Here is a 24485-nt window from a genome sequence, read left to right as displayed (position 1 = left end):
CACGCAGCGTCAAGCTCTTTTTTATGCAATATACTGTGATGCACAATAATTGTGCGGTGCACCCAATATTACAGCGAAAAGCGGAGCGCCGTGCCCTCGCGATGATCAGAGGCGGCCTGCTGAACGGGCAGAAAGCGTTACCTCGGGCGTGAAGGCAAAATCCTTGTCGAAGGGGTAGGTCGGCTTCTGCTTGCGCAGCCGTGGCAGGCGCTCGACGAACTGGTCGACGACGCCGGGCGAGAGCGCCATCAGGTTCGGATTGGCGATCGGAGCCAGTTCCGGAGAGAGATAGCCGGACTTCACGACGACGATCCTGGCTTGACGTGGATCGAGGCCGAGACGCGTGAAATCGGCGATATTGTGATATGGGCGGCGTTTTGCCGACAGCACCAGATCGATGCCGCTGATGGAGACGACCGCCTGGCGGTCCCTGACGTCGTCTGTTTCCAACAGAAATTTGACGGTGAACGCAGCGGTCACCGGTTTGCTGCCCTTGGTGTCCAGCGATGAGCCGACAGAGAGATCGAGTCTCGCGCCAACGCCGGCGGCGTAGCAGGCTTCCGTTGCCGCTTTGTCGGCGATTCCGGCGAAGACGACGCCGGTCGCACCCTTGGCGATCAGTTCCGCCAGGACATCGGTGCGGTCGCCGACACCGCCTCCGGTCGGGTTATCACCGGATTCCGCAAGCACCACAGGCGTTGTCGGGCTGGCGATCGACTTGGTGACGCACTCCTCGATCGAGCCGGTCTCGCAGCCGAAGACGAAATCCTTGCGGACATCCCAATAGGCCTGCGCCAGCCGTTTCGCTTCGCGCTCGAGAACGGCGCGATCCGTGCCGGTCAGGATGGCGGCCGCGGTGGCGCGCGGTTCGTCGGCCCAAACATAGCCGACCATCAGGGAGGCATCCCAGACACCGTCGATGGCATCGATGCCGGGCAGCAAGTCGTAGAGGCTTTTTGCGGGCTCATCGACAGTGCTGGTACGCTCGCCGGGCAGCACGACCGGGATCGGCGCCCAGAGCAGGATCGGCTTCACGCCGGTCTTCAGGCTCTCGGTGAGCATCGTCACCGCGCGGCGCATGGTTTCCTCGACGTCGATATGTGGTGCGGTGCGATAGGTGGAATACATGTCCAGCGCATCGATGATGCGCTGCGTGACGTTGCCATGCAGATCGTAGCTGGCCGAAAGCGTGCAGTCGTCTCCGACGACCTCGCGGGCAGCGCTGATCCAATCGCCCTCGGCATCCTCCATGCCTTCGACATACATCGCCCCATGCATGGCGAGGTAAAGACCGTCGAGCGGCAAGAGCGGCTTCAGCCGCTCCAGGAATTCCGCCTTGAAGGCTTCATAGGTGTGGCGGGCAACCGGCCCGCCGGCGATGGCCTTGGCATGGATCGTCGGCAGGAATTCGGCGTCATAGTCTTTGAGAAACGCGAAATAGGGCGCAGCCGTCAGCTCCTCGCCGCGTACGACGCGGAAATCCTTCTCTTCGTTCAGGACCGGATTGTACGTGCTGCATTCGATATGAATGCCACCGACGGCGATGCGCATGGGAAACCTCAATTCGGGTTGGGACCAATCAGGAAATTATGGGCGGCGATACTGGCAGCACCCCGCGCCCAGATGTCGCTGTCGACGCGCTGCGTGCGGATCGGTGTCTGGCCGGCGTAGCGCGGCAGCACATTGGCTTCGATGGACTGCTGAACCACAGTGCCGAACAACCCATCGAAATTGCCTTCGACGTGGGTGATCAGGATCATGCCGGGATCATTGAACTGGATCAGGTGGGCGATTGCCAGGCCAAGAGCGCCGGCGGCCCGATGCAGAATGCGGATAGCGACGGCGTTGCCGACCGATGCCTCTTCTTCCAGCTCGGTGAGGGAGGTGCAGGCGAGGCCTTCCGCCTTCGACATTTCCTTGATCGCTTTTATCGAGGCGACTGTATCGAGGCAGCCTCGCTTGCCGCAGCGGCAGGGCGAGCCGTTGGGCTCGATGGTACAATGGGCGATCTCGCCGGCGCCGCCATGATTGCCGCGATAGAGCTTGCCGCCGATAAAATGGGCGCAGCCGACGCCGTCGCCCAAGGAGACGACACTGAAATTCTGGATGTCGCGGGCACTGCCGAATAGCTTTTCACTGACGGCGACCGCCTTGGCATCATTCTCGATGAAGGTCTCGATGCCGGTTTTCTGCCGGATGATCTTGGCAAGCGGAACGTCCTGCCAGCCGAGCAGCGTGGATTGCACGCAATTGGCCTGCTTCTCGTCGACGAAACCGGAAAGTGCTACGCCGAGGCCCCACAATTTGTTCGCCACATCCGGTCGCCCGTCGAGCAGCTTCGGAAGCGCGTCGGCGATCAGTCCCGCTATAATCTCCGGATCGCGCGACAGCGGCATGTTCTCGCGGGCGATGATCTTGCCGTTGAGATCGCTGAGGACCATCGGCGCTGGATCTTCCAGCAGCGAAATGCCGACGAAGAATGCGCCCTCGGGATGCAGGTCGAGCAATATCGACGGCCGGCCCTGGCCGTAGACCGTCTCGGTCTCGTGCAGGACGCCCAGAGTAATCAGATCACGGGCGATGCCGCTCATCGCCGCCTTGCTGAGCCCCATCGACGCGGCAAGAACCGTCCGGCTGAGTGGGCCGGATTCGCTGATGACGCGCAGGAGCTGTCGCTGCGAGGAGGTGAGCAATTCGATGTTCCGCCTGGGTATTTGCCTATTATTTTGGCTTGACAATAAGTTCAGCAAATGAACAAATCAACCGTAATAAATTACAAAAGTGACTTAAGTCCATCGCCCGGTCGATGGATGAGAGACCTTCAAAAAGGGTGAACGAGATGACGATTTTCAGAAAAAAACTCATGAAAAGCAGCAGCTTGCTCGCAATCTGCGTGATCGCCGGCGCGCTGTTTTCGCCGATCGCAGCCATGGCCTCGACGCTGAACGTCATGCAGACCGAAGCGCCGCGCTCGATGGACCCAGGTGATCAGACTGCAACCTATACGGCCGCCCTCCTGGACCCGATGTATGAGGGCCTTCTTGCCCGCAGTTCCGATCTTACGCTGAAGCCAGCGCTCGCCACCGAATGGAAGAGCGACGATGCCGGTCTCGTTTGGACCTTCAAGCTGCGCGAAGGCGTGACCTTCCATGACGGCACGCCGTTCAATGCCGATGCCGTCGTCAAGAATTTTGCCCGCCATCTCGATACGAAACGCGGACTTGCCGCCAGCGGGCGCCTGCGCACCTTCATCGACAGCGTTACCGCCGTCGATCCCATGACCGTGCAGTTCAAGCTGAAGCATCCTTACCCAGCCTTTCTGGCGCTTTTGACCACCGGCGCGTGTTTGATGGTGAGCCCGACTGCGGACGCGGCCGGCACGATCGGCAGCAAGGCAGTTGGCACCGGCCCCTACAAGCTCGCGGAGTATAAATCCGGCGAATATGTGTTGGAAGAGAAAAACCCGACCTATTGGGGCGGTGCGCCGAAAGGGGTAGACGAGATCAAGTGGACCTGGACGTCCGAGCCGTCGGTCATGAACATGGCGCTGCAGACAGGCGATGCCGATGTCGTCAGCCCGCTGCCGCCGGCCTTCGCCAAGCAGATTGAAGCCAATCCGGACATGAAGCTCAACAAGAGCGACGGCTCTGCCGTCTTCTGGGTGGCGCTCAACACCAAGCTGAAGCCGCTGGATGATGTCCGCGTGCGCCAAGCGTTGAACTACGCGACCGACCGCGACGGGCTCGTCAAGGCGATCATGCAGGGCTATGCGACGCCGGCCAACTCGCCACTCGCGCCGGTGACACCTGGTTACGACAAGACGCTTGCGCCCTATACCTATGATGTCGACAAGGCAAAGAAGCTGCTCGCCGATGCCGGCTATCCCAACGGCTTTGCAACCTCGATCATCGTGCAGGAACCTGACGCTCGTCTTGGTGAGGTGCTGCAAGCCATGTGGGCGAAAGCCGGCGTGAAGCTCGATGTTCGCCGCATGGAAAGCGGCGTCTGGGCGAAGGCCGCCTTCGCCGATCCGGCCGGCAAGCAGGCCGATGGCACCGGGTCTGTCCTCGCCTCGTGGTCCTCGGGCGTCAATGGCGCCGACTTGCAGTTCCGCCCGCTTTATTATTCGGCGAGTGCCGCACCTGCCGGCGCCAATCTCGGCTTCTTCAACGAGCCGAAGCTGGACGAGGTGCTCGACAAGGCGGCATCCACCCTGGACGAAAGCGCTCGCAATGCGCTTTATGTCGAGGCGCAGAAAATCGTCAATGACGAGGCTCCGCATGTGCTGCTCTACACGACGCAGGATCTCTATGCGACCCGTGCCAACGTCAAGGGCGTCTGGGTGGTGCCCGGTGGCCAGATCGAGGTCAAGGACGCGGCCAAGGACTGATGATTTGCTGGACGGAGGCTGCCACAGCCATGCATCTTATCCGCCATTCATATGATGACATTTGAATGGCGGATGCCATAGTCTCCGTCCGCACCCTCCGGAAATGACCGTCTGATGAAAGCCTATATCGCCAGAAAGCTGCTCGCGCTGCCGCTGATCCTGATCGGCGTCTCACTGCTGGTTTTTCTCGCCATTCGCGCGCTGCCCGGCGATCCCGCCCGCCTTATGGCCGGGCCGGAAGCGACACAGACCGCGGTCGACGATATGCGCGCCCGCCTCGGGCTCGACCGCAGCCTGCCGGCGCAATATGCCGATTTCGCCTACGGCGCGGTGAGGGGCGATCTCGGCATGTCGATCAAGTCGAAGCTACCCGTCGTCTCCGAGATCGGCGAGCGTCTGCCCTATACGATCGCGCTCGCAATCACATCCTATCTGCTCGCCATCCTCGTCGGCGTGCCGGCCGGCATGGCAGGTGCGATTTTCCGTCATCGTTGGCCGGACCAGATCGTCATGCTGCTCGCCATCGCCGGCGCCTCGATCGCGAATTTCTGGCTGGCGTTGATGGCGATGAACACGTTTTCGGTCTCACTCGGCTGGCTGCCGCTGCTCGGCGCAACGTCTTGGAAAAGTTATATCCTGCCCTCCGTCTCGCTTGCCGTTCTGCCGATGGCCGTCATCGCCCGCATGACTCGCTCCAGCATGATCGAGGTGCTGTCGCAGGACTACATCCGCACGGCGCGCGCCAAGGGCGTGCCGGCCGCGAGCATCTATTGGAGCCATGCGCTCCGCAACGCGCTGCTCCCGATCATCACCATCGTCGGCCTGAATTTCGGCAGCCTGATCGGCGGCGCGGTGGTGACGGAATCGGTGTTCAACTGGCCGGGCATCGGCCGGCTGCTGGTCGATTCTGTTCGTTACCGCGACTATCCCGTCATCCAGGGTGTCACGCTCGTTGCGGTGACCGGCGTCGTGGTGATGAACTTTCTGGCGGAAATGCTGATTGCCGCCTTGAACCCAAGAATAAGGTTCGACTGATGGCGCTGCTTGAGACAGAGGGTGGAACGGCACCGGCGCCTGGACGCTATCGCACCGCGTGGCGCCGCGTGACCGCCCATCGCGGCATTCTCCTCGGCGGCATATTGATCGGTATCATCGTGCTCCTCGCCGTCTTCGCGCCGCTGATCACATCGGCCGATCCCTACGCGCAGGACCTGATCAACACGATGCTGCCGCCAAGCTTCGACCATTTGTTCGGCACCGACGACAACGGTCGCGATATCTTCGCCCGCGTCATCTACGGCGCCCGCATTTCGCTGCTGGAAGTGATCCTCAGCGTCGGACTTGCGACCGTTGTCGGCGTACCGCTCGGCATCGTTTCCGGGATGACCGGCCGCTATGTCGACCATGCGATCATGTGGATCATGGACGTGCTGTTTGCCTTTCCAGGCGTCGTGCTCGCCATCCTGATCGTCAGCGTCCTCGGCACCAGCCTCGTCAACATGATGATTGCCATCGCGATCTTCTCGGTGCCGGTCTATGCACGCCTCAGCCGCAACCTGACGCTGGGGCTGAAGCAGATGGAATATGTCGAGGCGGCGACCTCGCTCGGGATTTCACGCTGGCGGATCATGACGCATTACATCCTGCGCAATGCCATCGGCCCGATCATCGTGCAATCGACGCTAACGGCTGGAACGGTGATCCTCTCGGCCGCCAGCCTTTCCTTCCTCGGTCTCGGCGCACAGCCGCCGCTGCCGGAATGGGGCGCGATGATGAGTGACGGCCGCAACTATCTCGGCCTCAACATCTATATGTCGCTGTTTCCCGGTCTCGCCATCATGGTCACCGTGCTCGGATTCAACATTCTCGGCGATGGCCTGCGGGATATGCTCGACCCGCGTCGCTAGCAACGAAGTTTTGCGTTTTTCGGCAATTAAAAATGCCGACCGACTTCGTGGATCAGATCGACGAACGCCCGTAGCCCGGCTGGCAGAAGCCGGCGGCTTGGATAATAAAGGCAGAGGCCGGGTAAGGAGGGAGTCCAGTCCTCCAACACGCGCAGCAATCGCCCCGCTGCGATATCGGCGTCGGCGGACCATTCCGAAAGATGCGCCAGGCCGGCGCCCTCACGAGCCGCTTCCAGGATCAGCGTCGGCTCATCGAGTGTCAGGGAACCGGGAACATCGAGCGTCACCACGTCGCCACTCCTTTCGAATTCCCAGCGATAAAGCGCGCCGCTCGGCAACCGTGCACGGATGCAGCGATGTTGCACCAGATCCTGCGGCACGCTGGGCCGTGGATGTATTTCAAAATAGCCGGGAGATCCGACGACGGCAAAGCGAAGTGGCGGGCCGAACGGCACGGCAATCATGTCTTTCGGAACGGTATCCACCGTGCGGATGCCGGCATCGAAGCCATCAACGATAATATCGATCATCCGGCCCTCGGTCACGAGGTCGACCCGCATGTCCGGATAGCGTCTGAGGTATTCGAGAACGATCGGCGTCAAGATCTGGCGCGCGGCGCCTGCTGAACTGTTGATACGCAACAAACCGGCCGGCGTGTCGCGGTGGCTGTTGACCGCTTCCATGGCGCCGTGGATGTCCGAAAGCGCGGGCGCGACGGTGGCGACGAACTGCTCGCCGGCGGCCGAAAGCGATACGCTGCGGGTCGTACGGTTGAACAGACGCACACCGAGCCGGGCTTCCAATCCGGCGACGGCATGGCTCAGCGCCGTCGATGACATGCCGAGCTCCACCGCCGCAGCCCGGAAACTGCCGCGCCGGGCGACGGCGATGACGGCTTCGAGTTCGATCAGTCCGGACTTATGCATTATCCCGATTTCCGCACTGTCTCAAGACGTTTTGTCCTGCTTATTGATGCAAACCTATCGGCTTATATCGGAAATAGCCAGAGATACCGGGATCAGCCCGGCAAGGAGACCATCATGCGGATCATTGACAGGATTTATATCGACGGCAGCTTCGTCACGCCGCACGGAGAAGAGCTTTTCGATCTCTTCAATCCGGCAAAGGGCGAAGTTATCGGCAAGGTCAGGCTCGGTGATGCCGAAGATGCACGCCGCGCCATCGCGGCCGCCAAACGGGCCTTTCCGTTCTTCTCACACACGAGCAAGCAGGAACGCATCGCCTTGTTGCATCGTCTGCACGATGCCGTTCTCGCAAAGGCGGACGCCCTGACGGAGGCTACCATAGAGGAATACGGCGGGCCGGTTTCCCGTGCCGCCTGGGCAACACAATATGCGGCCGATTGTTTTCTGAACGCCGCGAAAACGCTCGAGCAATATGAGTTTATTCGGCGGATCGGATCGGCACAGGTGATTATGGAGCCCCTCGGCGTCGTCGGCCTCATCACGCCCTGGAACAATGACTACGGTTTCATCTGCAACAAGCTCGCGACCGCGATTGCCGCCGGCTGCACCGCCGTTATCAAGCCGAGTGAGATGAGCGCTTTGCAGACACAGATCCTGACGGAGTGCCTGCACGATGCGGGTCTGCCCGCCGGCGTGTTCAACATCGTCAACGGTCGCGGCGATGTGGTCGGCGCCGAACTGAGCAGTCATCCCGATGTCGCCAAGATCTCCTTTACCGGCTCGACCGCCGTCGGCAAGGCCATCCTGCGCACAGGCGCTGAAACCATGAAGCGGGTGACGCTGGAACTGGGTGGCAAGTCACCGACGCTGGTTCTCGATGACGCCGATTTTGCTGAGGCCATCCCGCACGTGATCGCCGCCGGATTCGCCAATAGTGGTCAGGCTTGCATTGCGGGCACGCGCGTGCTTGTGCCGGAATCGCGCGTAGCGGAATTCAACGCTATGCTCAAGGCTGCGGTCGCCGGCATCAAGGTCGGTGACCCCCGTGATCCCGCAACCGCGATCGGTCCGATGGTGAGCCAAAAGCAATATGATCGCGTGCAGCGCTACATCCATCTTGGGATCCAGGAAGGGGCGACCGTCCTTGTCGGCGGCGAGGGGCGGCCGGATGGTCTGGAGAGCGGTTATTTCGTCAAACCGACCGTTTTCAATGATGTCACCAACGATATGACAATCGCCCGCGAGGAAATCTTCGGCCCCGTCCTCTGTGTCCTCACCTACGGAAGCGAAGAGGAGGCGATCGCGATCGCCAACGATACCGTCTACGGCCTGCAGGCCTATGTTGTCTCCTCCAATCCGGAGCGCGCCCGTGCGGTCGCCTCGCGCATTATGGCCGGGCGCGTGCTGATCAATGGTTTCCACAACGAGCCCATGGCGCCCTTCGGTGGTTTCAAGCAATCCGGTATCGGGCGTGAATACGGCGTCTTTGGGTTGGAGGCCTATCTGGAGCCGAAGAGCGTGATTACAGCCGCATGAGTAGTTGATCTCCTGCTCCTGCCTCGAAATAGCGACTTGTCAGCCGGGTCTGCATCACGCAAGCTGCTGATATCCTGTTCATTGTGAGGCTTGGACCCAATGACCGCACCGCTCGATGACGAAGCCTTTTTACGCCGTTCGTTCGAGGTGGCGTCGCGAGCACTGGTGAACGGCAATCATCCTTTCGGGGCCATTCTCGTCGGACCTGACGGCACAGTGCTGATGGAGCAGGAAAACGCCTATAACCCGACGCAGGATATGACTGGCCATGCGGAGCGTGTACTGATGACGCGGGCTTCGCAGCAATATTCGCCGGGTTTCCTCGTGCAATGCACCATGTATACCTCTGCGGAGCCATGTGCCATGTGTGCCGGCGCCATCTACTGGGCTGGCGTCGGGCGTGTCGTCTACGGCCTCAGCGAAAGCCAATTGAAGGCGATTACCGGCAATCATCCCGAAAATCCGACGCTTGATCTGCCTTGTCGCGTGGTCTTCGAGGCGGGCCAGCGCAAGGTCGAGGTGGTGGGGCCGATGCTTTGCGAAGAGGCGACGGCGCTTCACGATGGCGTATGGTGAGCCAGGGATTTCGCCGTCCGGTTCAATTTTTCATAAAAACGTGAAGCGGTTGAGCGAGACGTGGCTTCGTTAAATGGTTGACATCTGCGGGCGCAAGTATGCAATGCCTGCTATAACGATTCAGCAGGCCAACGCCCCTATAGTTGCTTAACCCGCCGACGTTGATCTCAAATACCTATTATTCCGTCCATGGCCGTGTTGACGGCCTGCACGCGTTTGCGGCCGGGCGGAACAGTCAGAAAGGAATGTCATGTCCAGTACGGCCGATCGTTCGAGACGTCCGTTGGTCATTGTCTCGATCATGCTCGCGACCTTCATGGTTGCAGTCGAGGCGACGATCGTCGCCACCGCCATGCCCCGCATCGTCGGTCAGCTCGGCGGCTTCACCTATTATAGCTGGGTTTTCTCCGCCTTCCTGCTGGCGCAGTCCACGACGACGGTGATCTACGGCAAGTTGTCGGATATTTTCGGCCGCAAGCCGATCCTGATCGGCGGCATCCTGATCTTCCTCGTCGGTTCGGCACTGGCGGGCTTTGCCTGGTCGATGGCCTCGCTGATCGCCTTCCGGCTGCTGCAGGGCCTTGGTGCCGGTGCGATCCAACCGGTGACGATGACCGTGGTCGGCGATCTCTACAAGCTGGAGGAACGCGCCAAGGTGCAGGGCGTGCTCGCCAGCGTCTGGGCGGTGTCGGCTGTTATCGGTCCGCTTGCCGGCGGCATCATCGTCGACAACCTTTCCTGGGCCTGGATCTTCTGGATCAACCTGCCGGTCGGCGTGCTGACCATCATCGGTTTCACCTTCTTCCTGCATGAGCAGATCACCCCGCGCGAGGCAAAGATCGATTACCTCGGCACGATCCTGTTCTCGATATCGATCATCTCGCTGTTGGTAATCCTCACCGAAACCGATTCCGGCTTCAGCATCCTCGGTCCGCTCGCGATCGTCTTCGTCGTCACCGGCGGGCTGTTCCTCTGGCAAGAGCGGCGTGCGCCGGAGCCAATCATCTCGATCGAGCTCTGGGGGCGGCGGCTGGTGGCGACCAGCAATGCGGCCACGCTTCTGGCCGGCATGGCGCTGATCGGGCTGACGACCATCTTGCCGATCTACGTGCAGGGCGTGCTCGGCCGTTCGCCGCTCGTGGCCGGCTTCACGCTGACGATGCTGATTGTCGGTTGGCCGTTGGCTGTGATGTTGTCCAGCCGTTTCTTCCGCACTTTCGGCATTCGCAGGACGCTGCGTGTCGGCAGCTTCATGTTCCCCTTCGGCTCCGCCTTCCTGCTGTTCCTGACACCGGAGAGCAGCCCGATCCTGGCCGGTATCGGTTCTTTCCTGATGGGTTTCGGCATGGGCCTGATCAGCCTCACTAGCATCGTACTCGTACAGGAGAGTGTGGAATGGTCGATGCGCGGTAGTGCCACGGCGTCGATCATCTTTTCGCGCAGCCTCGGTAATACGCTCGGTGCAACCGCCTTGGGCGCCGTGCTCAACATTGGCATTGCCCATTTCGGCAGCGGCGATTTGGCCGCCAAACTACACGACGTGCTGAACCAGCCGACGGGCCTTTCTGACCTCGCCGGCGATCCGGCGATCCGCGGTGTCTTCGATGCGTCCCTGCACTGGAGCTTCTGGGGCGTCGTCGTCGTCGCTATCCTGACTTTTGCCACCACCTGGCTCATTCCCGTGGCCCACGATGCCGGACGCCGGCAAGTATCGAAGACGGATGCGCAGGAAGCGATGACGCACTGACTTTCTGCCCATTTCCTGGATGATGGACAAACCCGGCGAGATACGATGTACTCCGCCGGGTTTCATTTTTGCGATTATCCGCTCTTGCTTGATGATCCTTCCGGTAGAAGGGCAATTATCAAATCCGCCGGATTGCAGCAGTTTCTCCGTCATGAAAGGCCGCTCGATGGCCTTGGTTCAACACGAAGGAATGCAGCTCATGAACACGCACACCAACAAAGAAACATCGCAGCAGATCGCCGCAGGGCCGATGATGTCGGCCGCCAGGGTCCATCAATTCGGCGGGGTCGAGGCCATCATCATTGAGGAGATTGCCCGCCCGCAGCCGGGCAATGGCGAAGTGCTCATCCGCGTCGGCGCGGCCGGCGTCGGCCCATGGGACGGCTGGATCCGTGCCGGCAAAAGCGCGCTTCCGCAACCTTTGCCGCTGACGCTCGGCTCGGACCTTGCCGGCATCATCGAGGCCGTAGGCCCCGGGGTGAGCGAGTTTGCGGTCGGCGATGCCGTCTTCGGCGTCACCAATCCCCGCTTCATCGGCGCCTATGCGGACTATGCGATAGCCTCCGCCGGCATGATCGCCAAGAAGCCGGTCTGGCTCGGCGATGTCGAGGCGGCTTCGCTTCCCGTGATAGCCGTGACGGCATGGCAGGCGTTGTTCGATCAGGCAAAGCTCGTGCGCGGCCAGTCCGTGCTCATCCATGGCGCTGCCGGCAACGTCGGCGCCTATGCCGTGCAATTCGCCCGCCGCGCCGGCCTGGAAGTCACCGCCACCGCGAGCGCCCGTGATATCGAGCGTGTCCAGCAACTCGGTGCGGATCGTGTTATCGACCGCAGCCAGCCGTTTGAAGAGCAGGTGCACGATGTCGATGCCGTCATCGATCTTGTCGGCGGCGACACGCAGGCGCGGTCCTTCCAGGTGCTGCGTGCGGGCGGCACGCTGATCTCGGCCGTCTCGCAGCCGGATCAGGAGGAGGCCAAGCGCCATGGCGTGGAAGCGGCCTTCTTCCTTGTCAACGTGACGACGGCGACTTTGACGGAGATTGCCGCGATGCTCGATGCCGGCGAACTCGTAACCAATGTCGGCGCAGTCCTGCCCTTTGCCGACGCCAGACTCGCGCATGAAATGCTGGAAGGTACGCGCCCGCATCCCAGTGGCAAGATCGTCTTGAAGATCGGGGCGTAACCTATTGTTTTGTTGTGAAAGTCACGCGCTTCTTACGTATCGCGCGACCTTTGCGGCGCTATGTCAGGCGAGGCGGAGTGTGAAGAGCGTTTGCCAGTGAGCGGCTTTTGGAGCTGCGCCTTGCCGCCTCAGAAATCGTAGCGATCGATGCGCCAGGAATCGAGCAGGCGGTGCGAGGCCTTGAGCGCCGCATCGGGGTCGCGGGCGATGATCGCGTCCAGGACGTCTTTGTGATAGGGGAGGGAACGCTTTTGGCCTTCCGCCACTTCGTCATGGCTCGAAATCGCGCGGTTGGCATAGATCGCGACGGCAATCAAATCGATGAGCTGCGCATAGACCATGTTGCGGGTGGCGGCGAAGATTGCGGTGTGGAAGCGCAGGTCGGCATCGGCATTGATGTTGACGTCGCCGATGGTGGAAACCATGTCCTCATAGGCAGAGGCGATGGCTGCAAGGTCCTCTGCGGTGCCGCGGGCGGCGGCTCGTGCCGTCGCCTCCGGTTCCAGCACGCGCCGGAGATCCTTGATCGATCGCATGATCTCCACCGACGGCCCGGTCTCGTAGTACCAGACCATGACGTCGGTATCGAGATGATGCCAGTTGGAGCGCTCCTTGATCCGAGTGCCGACACGGGTCTTGATTTCCACCAGCCCCTTGCCGGCTAAACATTTCATCGCTTCGCGGATCACGGTGCGGCTGATGCCGTATTGCTCCACCAGATCCGGTTCGTTCGGAAGCGTCGTGCCGACCGGATAATCACCGCCGACGATGCGGCGGCCGAGTTCATGCACGAAATAGCCGAAGACGCCGCGCCGCGGGATCGTGCCATATTTGCGCACGTAGGCATCGAATGGCGACTGCGTCACGATCAGTTTCGTTTCCGGGCTTACCCGAGAGGCAGGCGTCGCATCAATGCCGTATTTCATTATCCCGGACTCTCATTCCTGGTTGAAGAGCCAATACGAGTGAGATCTTCAGCTTATGATGGGCTCTTGAGGGCCTTACGCTGATGTTTTCGGTTGCTCGTAATGGTTCCATAGTTGCTCGATGTCGATTCGGTCGTTCTCGTTGCGCCCTATCTCGACGGAAGACTCTACCATGTCTTGTGTGCGCGTGCCTACTAGCGCCACATCGACCAGTTTGTTCGACAAAACGGACTGAGTGAGGCTCGGCGCATAATCGAAATTAATGCCTGCCTTGGAACGACGTCGGTCTCGATCCTGTTTCACGATCGCGTGAGCTTCAGGGTCGAGTAGACCATTCACCTGCTTCCCGACCTTGCACGCGCCCATGTCTTCGATGCAAAAACAGGGTTGCGGATCGACTAGCTCCCAGATCGGACCAATCCATGATCATTGCGCATCAATATTCCGAAGCCTTCACGAACCGCGTCAGTGCCGCACTCGATAGTGAGGTTCGCCTCGTGCCGGTTGCTGCAGATGCGCCATGGACGCCGCCAGCGGATGCCGAGGTGTTGTTGGTCGATCCTGGTATTGGCGGAAAGCTGTCGCCATCCTCTCCACGGCCGCAAGGCTGGCCTGGCAACTTGCGCTGGGTGCATATGCGCTCGACCGGTATCGACCGCTTTCCGGCATGGTTCTTCGAAGTGCCGCTGGTCACCGTTTCGCGCGGTGCGCAAGCGGTCGCGATCGCCGAATATGTGCTGACGGCCATGCTCGCCTTCGAAAAGAGGCTGCCGGCGCTCTGGGTCAGCAGTCGCGAGGATTGGGGTGGACGGGATATTGGCGGTCTCGCCGGCAGTACGCTCGGCATCGTGGGTTTCGGCCATATCGGCGGCGCGGTCGCTCGCCGCGCCCTGGCCTTCGACATGCGTGTGCTCGGCTCCAGACGCACGGCCGGCTCAAGTGGCATGGACGGCGTCGAGGCGGCGTCATTGGAAGAGGTGTTGCGGACGAGCGACCATCTCCTGATCAGTACGCCGCTGACGGAGGAAACCAGGAACATGTTCGATGACCGTGCTTTCGGCCTGATGAAACGTGGGGGGCATCTCGTCAATGTCGGGCGAGGGGCGGTCGTCGATACCGATGCGCTGCGTCGCGCCTTGGATAGCGGCATCGTCGCCATGGCAAGCCTCGACGTTACCAATCCAGAGCCGCCACCACCGGGCCACTGGCTCTACACCCATCCCAATGTACACCTAACGGCACACATCTCCTCGACCGGCTCATCGACGGAGGCACGGGCGGAGGAAATTCTGCTGGGGAACATCGCCGCCTATCACGCAGGTGATCTCCAGCGCATGCATGGCATCGTCTTGCGCGACAAGGGTTATTGACGTTATCTCGCAACGCTTATTGTTGACAGCAAGTGCGACTTCGCGGCTTGACGGGATCGCCTTAGCAATTAATATTGCCAAAATCACATATCAGATCGGATTTTATGCTGCGGCGCTCGGTCCCGGCTTTCCGGAATTCCAGACAATAGAGCAGGGGAGAAGACCTTGATAGAGAAGTGTGTTGTCGCGGCGGCGAGGAATTTGTTGAGCGCTCGGCGCAGCGGCTTCTATCTTGAGGGGTTGGCAGACGATTTTGTTCCCGAAAGTGTCGAGGCTGCCTATGCAGTTCAAGATAAGCTGGTCGAACTTAGCGAAGAGGCGATCGGCGGTTGGAAGATCGCAGCCGGGACCGGCCCGCAGCCGCTTTGCTCGCCCATTCTCGCCGGTGTCTACCGTAGCGGCGGCGATGTCCTGAACATTGCCGGCTCCATGGCGACCATCGTCGAGGCTGAAGTCGGCGTCCGTTTCGGCAAGGAGCTGCCGCCGCGCGACACACCTTACAGCCGGCAGGAGGTCCAGGCGGCGATCGCATCGCTGCATCCTTCCCTCGAAATCCTGGGAACGCGTTTCAATCCTAAGCTGGAGGTGCCGCGGCTTACCGTTATTGCCGACCTGCAAAACAATTCCGGTGTCGCCGTCGGCGCAGCAAAGGAGAACTGGCAGGACATCGACCTATCGCGTCTCGCCATCACGCTGAGAATTGGGACTGCGGTGTCGACTGTCGATAACGGACCGTCTCTTACCGATATGCTGGAAGCATTGACTTGGCTCGCCAATGGCCGTGCCCGCGGCTACGGCGGCTTCAAAACCGGACAGGTCATCATTACCGGTTCGCGCGTAAATGCCCCTGTCAGCTGTCCCGGCGAAACAGTCAGCGCCGATTTCGGCGTGCTGGGAGCCGTTTCGCTGCCTCTCGTTTAAGGTCCCCAGGCACAGTGAAGCGATTGCGTGCGTTGGCGGGTCGCCCGCAAGCCTATTCGCCGCCGAAGATCACCATGAACCGCTTGCGCGACCGTTCGACATGGTCGCGCATCGCCGTTTCGGCGGCGGCCGAATCCTTCTGCCTGATCGCGGTAATGATGCGCTCGTGTTCATCGTTGGCATCCGTCGTGGCGCGGGCGTGAAAGAACAGGCGGAAGAGATGCACATGCGTGTGCAGCCGTGCCAGCGTCTCGTGGATCAGCAGATTGCCGCTGCCGATGGCGATGAGGTCGTGGAAGGCGCTGTCGCTCTGGGCGAACTCGCCATAGGCAAGACGTGGATCGTCATTGCGGGCCGAGCGCATGTCCTTGTCGACCTTCTCCAGCGCATCGATAGCCTCGTCCGTCATATTGACGGCGGCGCGCCCCGCGGCGAAGGGCTCCAGCAACAGACGCAATTCATAGAGTTGCTGCAACCGATCCTTGTCGAGCTGCGGCGCAGCGCTGTAGCCGATGAGATGGGTCTTGACGACAAGGCCGAGCGCTTCCAGCCGAGACAGCGCTTCGCGGATCGGAGTCTGCGAGACGCCGAGCTCGCGCACGAGGCTATCGACCGAGATACGGCCGCCCGGCGGGATCTTCAGCGACATCAACTGCGCGTAGATCGCGTTGTAGACCTCGTCACCGAGGCGGGGAGGGCGGCGCACGAAACTGCTGCCGGTATCACTTGTCCCGATCAGGCCCTTTACCATTGAAAATTACTCCCTTGACGCAATCTTTCCTTAGCAGCATAGTGCCTCGGCTTCAATCAGATATCCGATCGGATTTTATGTTGTGACCGTCGTTGACGCGAATTTGTTGCAAGATGTGGCTGCCAAGGCACTCAGACGTGCCGGTATTCCACAGGATCATGCCGATCAGCAGCTTAATCTCCTATTCGAAGCCGAACTTCGCGGCATCCCGTCCCACGGTTTTCTCCGTCTCGACCGAATCACGCGCCGCATCGCCAATGGCGTTGTGGATCCTAATGTGCGCGGTCTGCATGAATGGCGCAAGCATGCCTTCCTGAGCGTCGACGGCCAGCGTGGGCTCGGTCCTGTGGTCGCCAATGCGGCTCTGGAAGCGGTGACGATGAGGGCGCGGGAGACTGGAATCGCCGTTGCCGCAATCCGCAATTCCAACCATATCGGCATGCTTGGCTGGTACGCCGAGCGGGTTGCCGCCGAAGGCTTCACCATCATCGCGCTGTCGACCAGCGAAGCCTTGGTGCATCCCTGGGGCGCCCGCCGCGCCATGCTCGGCACCAATCCGATCGCGATCGGCATCCCGACCGAGGATGGCTCCTTCATGATGGACACCGCCACCGGTGTCGTATCGATGGGCGAGATCCATGATCATGCCCATCGCAAGGTGCCGATCCCGCAGCATTGGGCGCTGGATGCGGCCGGCAATCCGACCACGGATGCCGAGGCGGCCAAGAAGGGCGCGATAGCACCCTTCGGCCAGGCCAAAGGCTATGCGCTCGGCCTTGCCTTCGAGCTGTTGGTCAGCAGTCTTGCGGGCGCCGCGATTGGGACCGATGTCCGCGGGACACTCGACGAGACGGAGATTTCCAACAAGGGCGACGTCTTCATCGTCATCGACGGCCCGCATTATCGCCTCAAGGCCTATCTCGATGAAATTCGTGCACTGGAGCCGGCCGCGGGCTTTGATCGCGTGTTGATTCCCGGCGAGCGCGGCCGGGTCTGCCGCGAGCAGCGGCTGCGTGACGGCGTGCCGATCGCCGACGAAGTTTGGGAACGGCTGCAGATTTTGGCCGGAACGAAAATTGCGGCCTGATGAGCCGCTAAAGGAGAAATGGCATTGTCATTGTTCGGTACACTGCGCACACCGCGTAATCTGGTCTTTGGCGTTGGCCAGCGACGTGCGCTCGCATCCTATGCGGCCGGCCTCGGAAAACGGGCGCTGATCGTCACGGACGAACGGTTGGCGGACGACGGTGAGTTCAAGCAGCTTATCGATACTCTCTCCCAAGCTAATGTAAAGACGAAGATATTTGATGGAACCATTGCCGAATTGCCACTGGAATGCATTGCCCGCGGTGTCGCGTTGGGCAAGGCTTTCGGCGCCGATCTCGTCATCGGCATCGGCGGCGGCAGTTGTATCGATGCCGCCAAGGTGATTGCGCTGCTGCTGGCGCATGGCGGCAAGGCTCAGGACTACTACGGCGAGTTCAAAGTGCCGGGACCGGTCCTGCCGCTGATCGCTTTGCCGACGACATCGGGCACCGGTTCGGAGGTGACACCGGTCGCCGTCATCACCGATCCAGACCGCGCCGTGAAGGTTGGCATCGCCAGCCCGCATCTGATTTCGCACACCGCGATCTGCGATCCGGAATTGACCTATTCCTGCCCGCCTTCCTTAACTGCGGTGTCCGGCGCCGACGCGCTGACCCATGCGATTGAGGCCTATACGACCGTCCGTCGCGAGCCGACTGGAACGATCGTCCACGAACATGTTTTCCTCGGCAAGAATGCGCTGAGCGACAATTATGCGCTGATGGCGATCTCCCATATTTCCGCCAGCCTGAAGTCAGCCTGTGACAACGGCAATGATCACATGGCGCGTGAAAGGCTGATGCTGGGGGCGACCGCCGCCGGCCTCGCTTTCGGTACGGCGGGCACGGCTGCGGCCCATGCCGTGCAATACCCGGTCGGAGCCATGACCCACACGCCGCACGGCATGGGTGTGGCCGTCATGATGCCCTACGTCATGGAGTTTAATCGCAATCATTGCGAGGCCGAACTTGGCGAGATTGGCGTTGCCATGGGCCTCGATCTTGCCGGCGCATCCGCCTTCGATCGTGCTTCTGCGACGATCGATGCGGTTGATAGCCTCTTCGCCTCGATTGGCATTCCCAAGACCATCGCCGATCTCGGAGTCGTCGCCGGCCAATTGCCTGTTGTCGTCGAACAGGCGATGGGCAGCGCCCGACTGATCAAGAACAATCCTCGTCCGCTCGACACGGCGACAATGGAAGTGCTGGTCGAAGCCGCATTCAGCCGCGACCGCACCCGTCTTCGCGCCATGGCATCCCACCGAAAGGCAAACTAACCATGAACGCCATCCAGAAAATCTCCGCTGCCATCAGCTTCGATATCACCTCCATTCCGACCGATCTCTATATCGGCGGTAAATGGCGACCTGCTAAGACGGGCAAGCGCGCCGATGTGCTCGATCCCTCGACCGGCGTCATCATCGCGTCGATTGCCGACTGCTCTGTTGATGAGGCCATGGAAGCGGTTGCTGCCGCCCATGCCGCCGCCGCGGGCTGGGCTGCAACCGCGCCGCGCAAGCGCTCCGAGATACTGCGCCGCTGCTTCGAGCTGATGATCGAGCGCAAGGATATGCTGGCCAAGCTGATCAGCCTTGAAAACGGCAAGGCGCTGAACGATGCGCATGGGGAGGTCGCCTACGCCGCCGAATTCTTCCGCTGGTTTTCCGAGGAGGCCGTGCGGCTGAACGGCGATATCTATTCCGCCCCCTCGGGCGCCAATAAGATCATCGTCCAGCATCAGCCGATCGGCGTTGCCGTGCTCGTCACGCCCTGGAATTTCCCGGCGGCAATGGCGACGCGCAAGATTGCGCCCGCGCTGGCCGCCGGCTGCACCTGCGTATTGAAACCGGCGACGGAAACGCCATTGACCGCCTTCGCACTGGCCGAGATCTATGCCGAGGCCGGTGTGCCGGATGGCGTCGTCAACGTCATTACGACATCGCAGGCCGGCCCGGTCGTCAGCGCCATGCTGCACGATCCGCGCGTGCGCAAGCTCTCCTTCACCGGCTCGACGCCGGTCGGCCGCAAGCTGCTGCATGAGGCTGCCGATACCGTCATTTCCTGCTCGATGGAGCTTGGCGGAAATGCGCCCTTCATCGTCTTCGACGACGCCGATCTGGATGCGGCGATTGAAGGCGCCATGGTCGCCAAGATGCGCAATGGCGGCGAAGCCTGCACGGCGGCGAACCGCTTCTATGTACAGAAGGGCATCGTCGACGAGTTTTCCAAGCGCCTTGCCGAGCGCATGAGCGCCATGACGGTCGGCGTCGGCTACGACAAGGCGACGCAATGCGGGCCTGTCATCAACAAGACCGCGCTCGACCGCATTGCTGGCCTTGTCGATGATGCGACCGCGCGGGGCGCGAAAATTCTGACCGGCGGCAAGCCGCTGGATCAGGAGGGTTATTATTTTCCGCCGACGGTGCTTAAGGACGTCGCCGCCGATGCGAACATTACTGCTGCCGAGATTTTCGGCCCGATCGCCGCGATCACGACGTTTGAGACCGAGGAGGAGGCCATTCGTGCTGCTAACGACACCGAATTCGGCCTGATCTCCTATGTCTATACCCGCGATCTCAGCCGCGGCCTGCGTGTGTCGGAGCGGATGGAAAGCGGTATGGTCGGTTTGAATCGCGGCCTCGTTTCCGATCCCGCTGCCCCGTTCGGCGGGACCAAGCAGAGCGGTCTTGGCCGTGAAGGGGCCCATCACGGCATTCTGGAATTCTGCGAAACCAAATACATCGCCGTCACGTGGTGACGGCAGCACAGTCCCAAAAGTACGGAGTGGTTTTGGGACAAGATATGAGTTAGGGAGAGATCGCCTTGAAAATCAAATCTGTAGAAGCCTTTCAGTTGCCGATGGGCAGTGGAGAGGCGGGGTCACCGCGTTGTGCGTTCGTTCGCATCGAAACCGAGGACGGCCAGTTCGGCCTCGGCGAGGCTTCGCCGATGCAAGGCGGTGTCGCCTCGCTTGGCATCATCGCCAGAGACATGGCGCCCTATCTCGTCGGCAAGGATGTGCTCGACCATGCCATCCTGCTCGACACGCTGTTCCATAGATGCGTGAAACTCGGCCCGGAGGGAGCGACGACCGCCGCTCTTGCCGCTCTCGACATCGCCCTTTGGGACCTGAAGGGAAAGCTTCTAAGCCAGCCGGTCCATAAGCTGCTCGGCGGCGCCTGGACGACGAGCCTGCCGTGCTACACCTCGATCGGCAACAATTCCGGCCGAACGGTGGATGAAGTTCTCCGCGTCGTCGAGCGCCGTGTCGCCAAGGAAAAGCCGGCGGCGGTGAAGATCCGCTGGGATGGCGACCGCACCAGGCAGGACGTCGATCTTGCGGGCGATATTGCCAAGGCCAAGGCCGTGCGCAAGCTGTTGGGCGATGATTTCGTCATCGGCTTCGACGCGAATAACGGCTACTCGGTCGGCGGTGCCATCCGCGTCGGCCGTGCGCTGGAAGAACTCGGCTACATGTGGTTCGAAGAGCCGGTGCAGCACTATAATGTCCGCGCCATGGGTGAGGTGGCACAGCGGCTGGACATCACGGTTTCGGCAGGCGAGCAGACCTATACGTTGCAAGGCCTTCGCGAACTGATCGACGCCGGTGTGCGCATGGTGCAGCCGGATATCGTAAAAATGGGTGGCATCACCGGCATGATGAAATGTGCCGCGGTGGCTCATGCCCACGGTGTCGAGCTGGTTCCGCACCAGACACAGCCAACCGTCGGCCATCTCGCCAACATACACGTGCTCAGCACGATCATGCACCTCGCCAAGCCAGTGGAACTGGCCGACAATTGGGAGCGGGGCTCCCCTGTCTTCGTCAACCCATCCGAGCCGAACAATGGCCGCTTCGAACTGCCTACGGCACCGGGGCTTGGTGTCCAATTCGATGCGGTCGAATTGGAGAAACGTAAGATCGTGATCAAATTCTGATCCGACCGTTAAGCGAAACGTGATCGTCCCGTCGAATGATGGGACGATTTCCGTCTATCGGAAACGGTTCCGAACCGTTTAAAAGGGCGGGGGATGTGAGGCGGATTCGGAGCAATTTTTGAATGACTGATATGTCCACGGGCAAGCGGGAAGTGGTAACACAAGCTTCCAGTTCGAGCCCGCTGCTGATCGCATTGCTCGTGGCGGGCGCCTTCTTCATGGAGAACCTGGACGGCACGGTCATCGCCACTGCACTGCCGCAGATGGCGGTGTCCTTCGGTGCCCGACCGGTCGATCTCAATATAGGCATGAGCGCCTATCTGCTGACGCTTGGCGTCTTCATTCCGATCAGCGGCTGGATCAGCGATCGTTTCGGCGCCCGCCTGGTTTTCACCACTGCCGTCGTCGTCTTCACCTTGGCATCCGTTCTCTGCGGCTTCGCCAATGGCGTCGGCTCCTTTGTCGCCATGCGCATCCTGCAGGGCATCGGCGGTGCGATGATGGTGCCGGTCGGTCGCCTTGTGGTTCTCAACAATACGCCGAAGGACCAGTTGATCTCGGCAATTGCGACGATCACGTGGCCGGCGCTCGTGGCACCCATTCTGGGGCCGCCACTCGGCGGTTTCATCACTGATCACGCGAGCTGGCGCTGGATTTTCTTCCTCAACCTGCCGCTTGGCATATTGGCGTTCATCTTCGCTCTTATGCTGATCCCGGAGACCAAGAGCGCGACGCGGCCGCCGTTCGATTGGATTGGCTTCGTCATCAGCGGCTTCGGGCTGGCGAGCCTGATGTATGGTTTGGAGCTGATTGGCCGTCCCGATCCGGTCTGGCTGGAGGCCTGGGCCTATGTCATTGCCGGTTTTGTTTTTCTTGCCGTTGCCGTGTTCCACTTTCGCCGAACCGAACATCCGCTGATCGAGCTTGTGGGGCTGGCACGGCCCACCTTCGCCATCACCATCTCCGGTGGCTCGCTCTTTCGCATCGCTATTGGCGCGGTGCCGTTCCTGCTGCCGCTGATGTTCCAGGTCGGCTTCGGCCTTAGCGCCTTTCACGCCGGCATGCTGACCTTGGCGGTCTTTGCCGGCAACCTGGCGATGAAGCCGGGCACGACGCCGATCCTGAGGCGCTTCGGCTTCAAGCCGGTGCTGGTGGTCAACGGCATCCTCAATGCGATTTTTATCGCTGCCTGCGCATTGTTTTCGCCCGATACATCGCTCTGGTTCATCATCCCGGTGCTGTTCATCGGCGGCATGTGCCGGTCGATGCACTTCACGGCGCTGAACACCATTGCCTTTGCCGAAATCCCGCCGCAGCAGATGACAGGTGCGAACACGCTGTTCAGCACGGCCTTTCAATTGACGATGGGGATGGGAATTGCGGTCGGTGCCATCGGCATCCGCATTGGCCAGGCGATCAGCGCACCGCTCGGCATGAACGGGATCACCGCCATCGAATTCCGCCTGGCTTTCGTCATGCTCGGGATCATCGCGCTGCTTGCCGTTCTGGATTGCCTGCCGCTCGATCCGAAGGCCGGCGACAATGTCTCGCGCAAGCCGAAACCAAGCGCGAAAAAGGCGGCCTGAACGGTCGCCTTGGCAGGAGCGGACAGCTGGACCGATCTCCCGATCGGCAGCTCAATAGTGATAGTGGATAAGGTTGTAGCGCAAGAGAAGGGCAGGCACTGTGATCAAAAGGAGAAGAAGCACTGCAATGCTCGCCGCACGCAACATTCTTAAGCGGCGCGTGCGCTGACCGGTCCAGTCATATACCATTTTACATGTCTCCCCGTTCCGTGCGTGCTAAAGGGCAATAAAATCAAGCTCTAGTCAATACTAATAATAGAATGACCTTTAACAAGTGCCGTCTAATGCATTGGATTGGCGAGTGGTTCGTTCTGACTGGAGCCGCCTCAATTTGCCCCTGGTTTCGCAGAAAGATCGTTTTGTGACGACGGTCATGGCTATATAACGGTGGAGGATGTCCTTGCGGCTGCGCAGGGATGGGAGTTTGCTTCCGAACAGAGGAAAGACGTGATGAGCAAGATGCGTGCCCTGGTACTGGAGCGTCAACATGAGCTGGCGCTGCGCGATATCGACCTGCCGCAGGAGGTCGGGCCTGGTGAGGTGAAAATCAAGATCCATACAGTCGGCGTCTGCGGATCGGACGTGCATTATTATACGCACGGCCGCATCGGCCCATTTGTCGTCAATGCGCCGATGGTGCTCGGCCATGAGGCGGCCGGCACGATCATCGAAGTCGGCGTGGGTGTCACGCATTTAAAGATCGGCGACCGCGTCTGTATGGAGCCCGGTATTCCCGACCCCAATTCCAAGGCCAGCCGCCTTGGCATGTACAATATCGATCCCGCCGTCACCTTCTGGGCGACGCCGCCGATCCATGGCGTGCTGACGCCGTTCGTCGTGCATCCGGCCAATTATACCTTCAAGCTGCCTGACAATGTCAGCTTTGCCGAGGGCGCAATGGTTGAGCCATTCGCGGTCGGCATGCAGGCAGCCACCAAGGCGAAGATCACGCCCGGCGATACCGCCGTCGTGCTGGGCGCCGGACCGATCGGCACCATGGTCGCCATCGCCGCACTCGCCGGCGGCTGCGCCCGTGCCATCGTTGCCGACCTTGCTCAGCCGAAGCTCGATATCGCCGCTCAATATCAGGGCGTGATCCCGGTCAATATCCGCGAGAAGAACTTGATTGAAGAGGTCAAGCGTCTGACGGATGACTGGGGCGCCGATGTCGTGTTCGAGTGTTCCGGCTCGCCGAAGGCATGGGAAGCGGTAATGGAGTTGCCGCGTCCTGGCGGGGCTATCGTGGCTGTCGGCCTGCCGGTCGCCCCGGTCGGTTTCGATGTCTCGACGGCGTCGACGAAGGAAATCCGCATCGAGACCGTCTTCCGCTATGCGCATCAATATGAGCGCTCCATCGCCCTGATCGCGTCCGGCCGTGTCGATCTGAAGCCACTGATCTCCGAAACCTTCAAATTCGAGCAATCGATCGAAGCCTTCGATCGCGCGGTGGAAGCACGGCCGAGTGATGTAAAGCTGCAGATTGTTTTGGATCACTAGGCGTCGCTCTCACAGCCGCGTCATCTAAATGGCGCGGCGGTTTGCTTTTTTAACTTTGCGTGATCTTGTCCAAAAACACTGTCCGCTTGTCGAGATCGGGCCCGAACCCGTAGACGTCGCTGCAAAAGCGATGCTAGCGTAGTGT

The 24485-nt window shown here is 60.8% G+C and carries 20 protein-coding genes; 15 read left to right on the top strand and 5 right to left on the bottom strand.

The genetic code is table 11. The features are described from left to right. Positions 1–105 precede the first annotated feature (105 nt). Complete coding sequence (locus FHT86_RS22900) at positions 106–1551, bottom strand: M81 family metallopeptidase (RefSeq protein WP_133709755.1); 1446 nt, start codon at positions 1549–1551, stop codon at positions 106–108. A gap of 8 nt (positions 1552–1559) precedes the next feature. After that, positions 1560–2693 (bottom strand): ROK family transcriptional regulator, encoded by a 1134-nt coding sequence (locus FHT86_RS22895; RefSeq protein ID WP_133709754.1) that lies wholly within the window; start codon positions 2691–2693, stop codon positions 1560–1562. A gap of 170 nt (positions 2694–2863) precedes the next feature. On the opposite strand from FHT86_RS22895, the gene FHT86_RS22890 reads away from it, so the two are divergent. The 3 genes from FHT86_RS22890 (at position 2864) to FHT86_RS22880 (ending at position 6297) form a co-directional block, all read left to right on the top strand. Continuing rightward, entirely contained in the window at positions 2864–4390 is a 1527-nt protein-coding gene (locus FHT86_RS22890) for an ABC transporter substrate-binding protein (RefSeq protein ID WP_166656912.1), read from the top strand. A gap of 114 nt (positions 4391–4504) precedes the next feature. Then, on the top strand, positions 4505–5425 hold the full coding sequence (locus FHT86_RS22885) for an ABC transporter permease (protein ID WP_133709752.1): 921 nt from the start codon (positions 4505–4507) through the stop codon (positions 5423–5425). After that, positions 5425–6297, top strand: coding sequence for an ABC transporter permease (locus tag FHT86_RS22880; protein ID WP_133709751.1), 873 nt, complete (start codon positions 5425–5427; stop codon positions 6295–6297). Before FHT86_RS22885 ends, FHT86_RS22880 begins: the two co-directional genes overlap by 1 nt. A 26-nt stretch (positions 6298–6323) precedes the next feature. On the opposite strand, the gene FHT86_RS22875 is transcribed toward FHT86_RS22880, so the two are convergent. Further along, positions 6324–7223 (bottom strand): LysR family transcriptional regulator, encoded by a 900-nt coding sequence (locus FHT86_RS22875; protein WP_133709750.1) that lies wholly within the window; start codon positions 7221–7223, stop codon positions 6324–6326. A 114-nt stretch (positions 7224–7337) separates the two neighbouring features. Between FHT86_RS22875 and FHT86_RS22870 the strand changes: the two genes are divergently transcribed. The 4 genes from FHT86_RS22870 to FHT86_RS22855 all read left to right on the top strand — a co-directional run bounded on the left by FHT86_RS22870 (position 7338) and on the right by FHT86_RS22855 (position 12265). Continuing rightward, complete coding sequence (locus tag FHT86_RS22870) at positions 7338–8759, top strand: aldehyde dehydrogenase family protein (RefSeq protein WP_133709749.1); 1422 nt, start codon at positions 7338–7340, stop codon at positions 8757–8759. A 99-nt stretch (positions 8760–8858) separates the two neighbouring features. Continuing rightward, positions 8859–9335, top strand: a complete 477-nt coding sequence (locus FHT86_RS22865; RefSeq protein WP_133709748.1) for a nucleoside deaminase — start codon at positions 8859–8861, stop codon at positions 9333–9335. Positions 9336–9585: 250 nt separating this feature from the next. Further along, positions 9586–11082 carry an MDR family MFS transporter gene (locus FHT86_RS22860; protein ID WP_133709747.1) on the top strand — a complete coding sequence of 499 codons (1497 nt, stop codon included), beginning with the start codon at positions 9586–9588 and terminating at the stop codon, positions 11080–11082. A 253-nt stretch (positions 11083–11335) separates the two neighbouring features. Beyond that, complete coding sequence (locus FHT86_RS22855) at positions 11336–12265, top strand: NADP-dependent oxidoreductase (protein ID WP_133709875.1); 930 nt, start codon at positions 11336–11338, stop codon at positions 12263–12265. Between the two features lie 128 nt (positions 12266–12393). On the opposite strand, the gene FHT86_RS22850 is transcribed toward FHT86_RS22855, so the two are convergent. Next, complete coding sequence (locus FHT86_RS22850) at positions 12394–13191, bottom strand: FadR/GntR family transcriptional regulator (protein WP_133709746.1); 798 nt, start codon at positions 13189–13191, stop codon at positions 12394–12396. Between the two features lie 422 nt (positions 13192–13613). On the opposite strand from FHT86_RS22850, the gene FHT86_RS22845 reads away from it, so the two are divergent. Continuing rightward, positions 13614–14561 (top strand): NAD(P)-dependent oxidoreductase, encoded by a 948-nt coding sequence (locus tag FHT86_RS22845; protein ID WP_133709745.1) that lies wholly within the window; start codon positions 13614–13616, stop codon positions 14559–14561. A 165-nt stretch (positions 14562–14726) separates the two neighbouring features. Beyond that, complete coding sequence (locus FHT86_RS22840) at positions 14727–15482, top strand: 2-keto-4-pentenoate hydratase (protein WP_183868877.1); 756 nt, start codon at positions 14727–14729, stop codon at positions 15480–15482. A 52-nt stretch (positions 15483–15534) separates the two neighbouring features. Here the strand turns inward: FHT86_RS22840 and FHT86_RS22835 are convergent, their stop codons facing one another. Continuing rightward, the gene (locus FHT86_RS22835) at positions 15535–16233 is read right to left on the bottom strand and encodes a GntR family transcriptional regulator (protein WP_133709743.1); all 699 of its coding nucleotides are present in this window, start codon (positions 16231–16233) and stop codon (positions 15535–15537) included. An 82-nt stretch (positions 16234–16315) separates the two neighbouring features. Here FHT86_RS22835 and FHT86_RS22830 point away from each other — a divergent pair, with 82 nt between their 5' ends. The 6 genes from FHT86_RS22830 (at position 16316) to FHT86_RS22805 (ending at position 24340) form a co-directional block, all read left to right on the top strand. Continuing rightward, on the top strand, positions 16316–17320 hold the full coding sequence (locus FHT86_RS22830) for an Ldh family oxidoreductase (RefSeq protein WP_133709742.1): 1005 nt from the start codon (positions 16316–16318) through the stop codon (positions 17318–17320). A gap of 24 nt (positions 17321–17344) precedes the next feature. Then, the gene (locus FHT86_RS22825) at positions 17345–18595 is read left to right on the top strand and encodes an iron-containing alcohol dehydrogenase (RefSeq protein WP_133709741.1); all 1251 of its coding nucleotides are present in this window, start codon (positions 17345–17347) and stop codon (positions 18593–18595) included. A gap of 2 nt (positions 18596–18597) precedes the next feature. Next, positions 18598–20076 (top strand): NAD-dependent succinate-semialdehyde dehydrogenase, encoded by a 1479-nt coding sequence (locus FHT86_RS22820; RefSeq protein WP_133709740.1) that lies wholly within the window; start codon positions 18598–18600, stop codon positions 20074–20076. Positions 20077–20141: 65 nt separating this feature from the next. Continuing rightward, a complete protein-coding gene (locus FHT86_RS22815) occupies positions 20142–21257 on the top strand; it encodes a mandelate racemase/muconate lactonizing enzyme family protein (protein ID WP_133709739.1) in 1116 nt (371 codons plus the stop codon). A gap of 122 nt (positions 21258–21379) precedes the next feature. Beyond that, positions 21380–22843, top strand: coding sequence for an MFS transporter (locus FHT86_RS22810; RefSeq protein WP_183868875.1), 1464 nt, complete (start codon positions 21380–21382; stop codon positions 22841–22843). A gap of 450 nt (positions 22844–23293) precedes the next feature. Next, a complete protein-coding gene (locus FHT86_RS22805) occupies positions 23294–24340 on the top strand; it encodes an NAD(P)-dependent alcohol dehydrogenase (RefSeq protein ID WP_133709738.1) in 1047 nt (348 codons plus the stop codon). The last annotated feature ends 145 nt before the right edge of the window (positions 24341–24485 follow it).

This window comes from Rhizobium sp. BK313, assembly GCF_014193655.1.
Lineage (GTDB): Bacteria > Pseudomonadota > Alphaproteobacteria > Rhizobiales > Rhizobiaceae > Rhizobium.
The sequence above is the reverse complement of the archived record's forward strand: the minus strand, read 5'-3'. Positions and strand labels throughout refer to the sequence as shown.

What these genes read in the sequence shown, in the direction of transcription:
- FHT86_RS22870 (WP_133709749.1), top strand. Translation starts at nt 7,338, where the DNA reads ATGCGGATCATTGACAGGATTTATATCGACGGCAGCTTCGTCACGCCG.
- FHT86_RS22850 (WP_133709746.1), bottom strand. Translation starts at nt 13,191, where the DNA reads ATGAAATACGGCATTGATGCGACGCCTGCCTCTCGGGTAAGCCCGGAA.
- FHT86_RS22865 (WP_133709748.1), top strand. Translation starts at nt 8,859, where the DNA reads ATGACCGCACCGCTCGATGACGAAGCCTTTTTACGCCGTTCGTTCGAG.
- FHT86_RS22810 (WP_183868875.1), top strand. Translation starts at nt 21,380, where the DNA reads ATGACTGATATGTCCACGGGCAAGCGGGAAGTGGTAACACAAGCTTCC.
- FHT86_RS22890 (WP_166656912.1), top strand. Translation starts at nt 2,864, where the DNA reads ATGAAAAGCAGCAGCTTGCTCGCAATCTGCGTGATCGCCGGCGCGCTG.
- FHT86_RS22805 (WP_133709738.1), top strand. Translation starts at nt 23,294, where the DNA reads ATGAGCAAGATGCGTGCCCTGGTACTGGAGCGTCAACATGAGCTGGCG.
- FHT86_RS22835 (WP_133709743.1), bottom strand. Translation starts at nt 16,233, where the DNA reads ATGGTAAAGGGCCTGATCGGGACAAGTGATACCGGCAGCAGTTTCGTG.
- FHT86_RS22880 (WP_133709751.1), top strand. Translation starts at nt 5,425, where the DNA reads ATGGCGCTGCTTGAGACAGAGGGTGGAACGGCACCGGCGCCTGGACGC.
- FHT86_RS22845 (WP_133709745.1), top strand. Translation starts at nt 13,614, where the DNA reads ATGATCATTGCGCATCAATATTCCGAAGCCTTCACGAACCGCGTCAGT.
- FHT86_RS22855 (WP_133709875.1), top strand. Translation starts at nt 11,336, where the DNA reads ATGTCGGCCGCCAGGGTCCATCAATTCGGCGGGGTCGAGGCCATCATC.
- FHT86_RS22860 (WP_133709747.1), top strand. Translation starts at nt 9,586, where the DNA reads ATGTCCAGTACGGCCGATCGTTCGAGACGTCCGTTGGTCATTGTCTCG.
- FHT86_RS22875 (WP_133709750.1), bottom strand. Translation starts at nt 7,223, where the DNA reads ATGCATAAGTCCGGACTGATCGAACTCGAAGCCGTCATCGCCGTCGCC.
- FHT86_RS22885 (WP_133709752.1), top strand. Translation starts at nt 4,505, where the DNA reads ATGAAAGCCTATATCGCCAGAAAGCTGCTCGCGCTGCCGCTGATCCTG.
- FHT86_RS22820 (WP_133709740.1), top strand. Translation starts at nt 18,598, where the DNA reads ATGAACGCCATCCAGAAAATCTCCGCTGCCATCAGCTTCGATATCACC.
- FHT86_RS22900 (WP_133709755.1), bottom strand. Translation starts at nt 1,551, where the DNA reads ATGCGCATCGCCGTCGGTGGCATTCATATCGAATGCAGCACGTACAAT.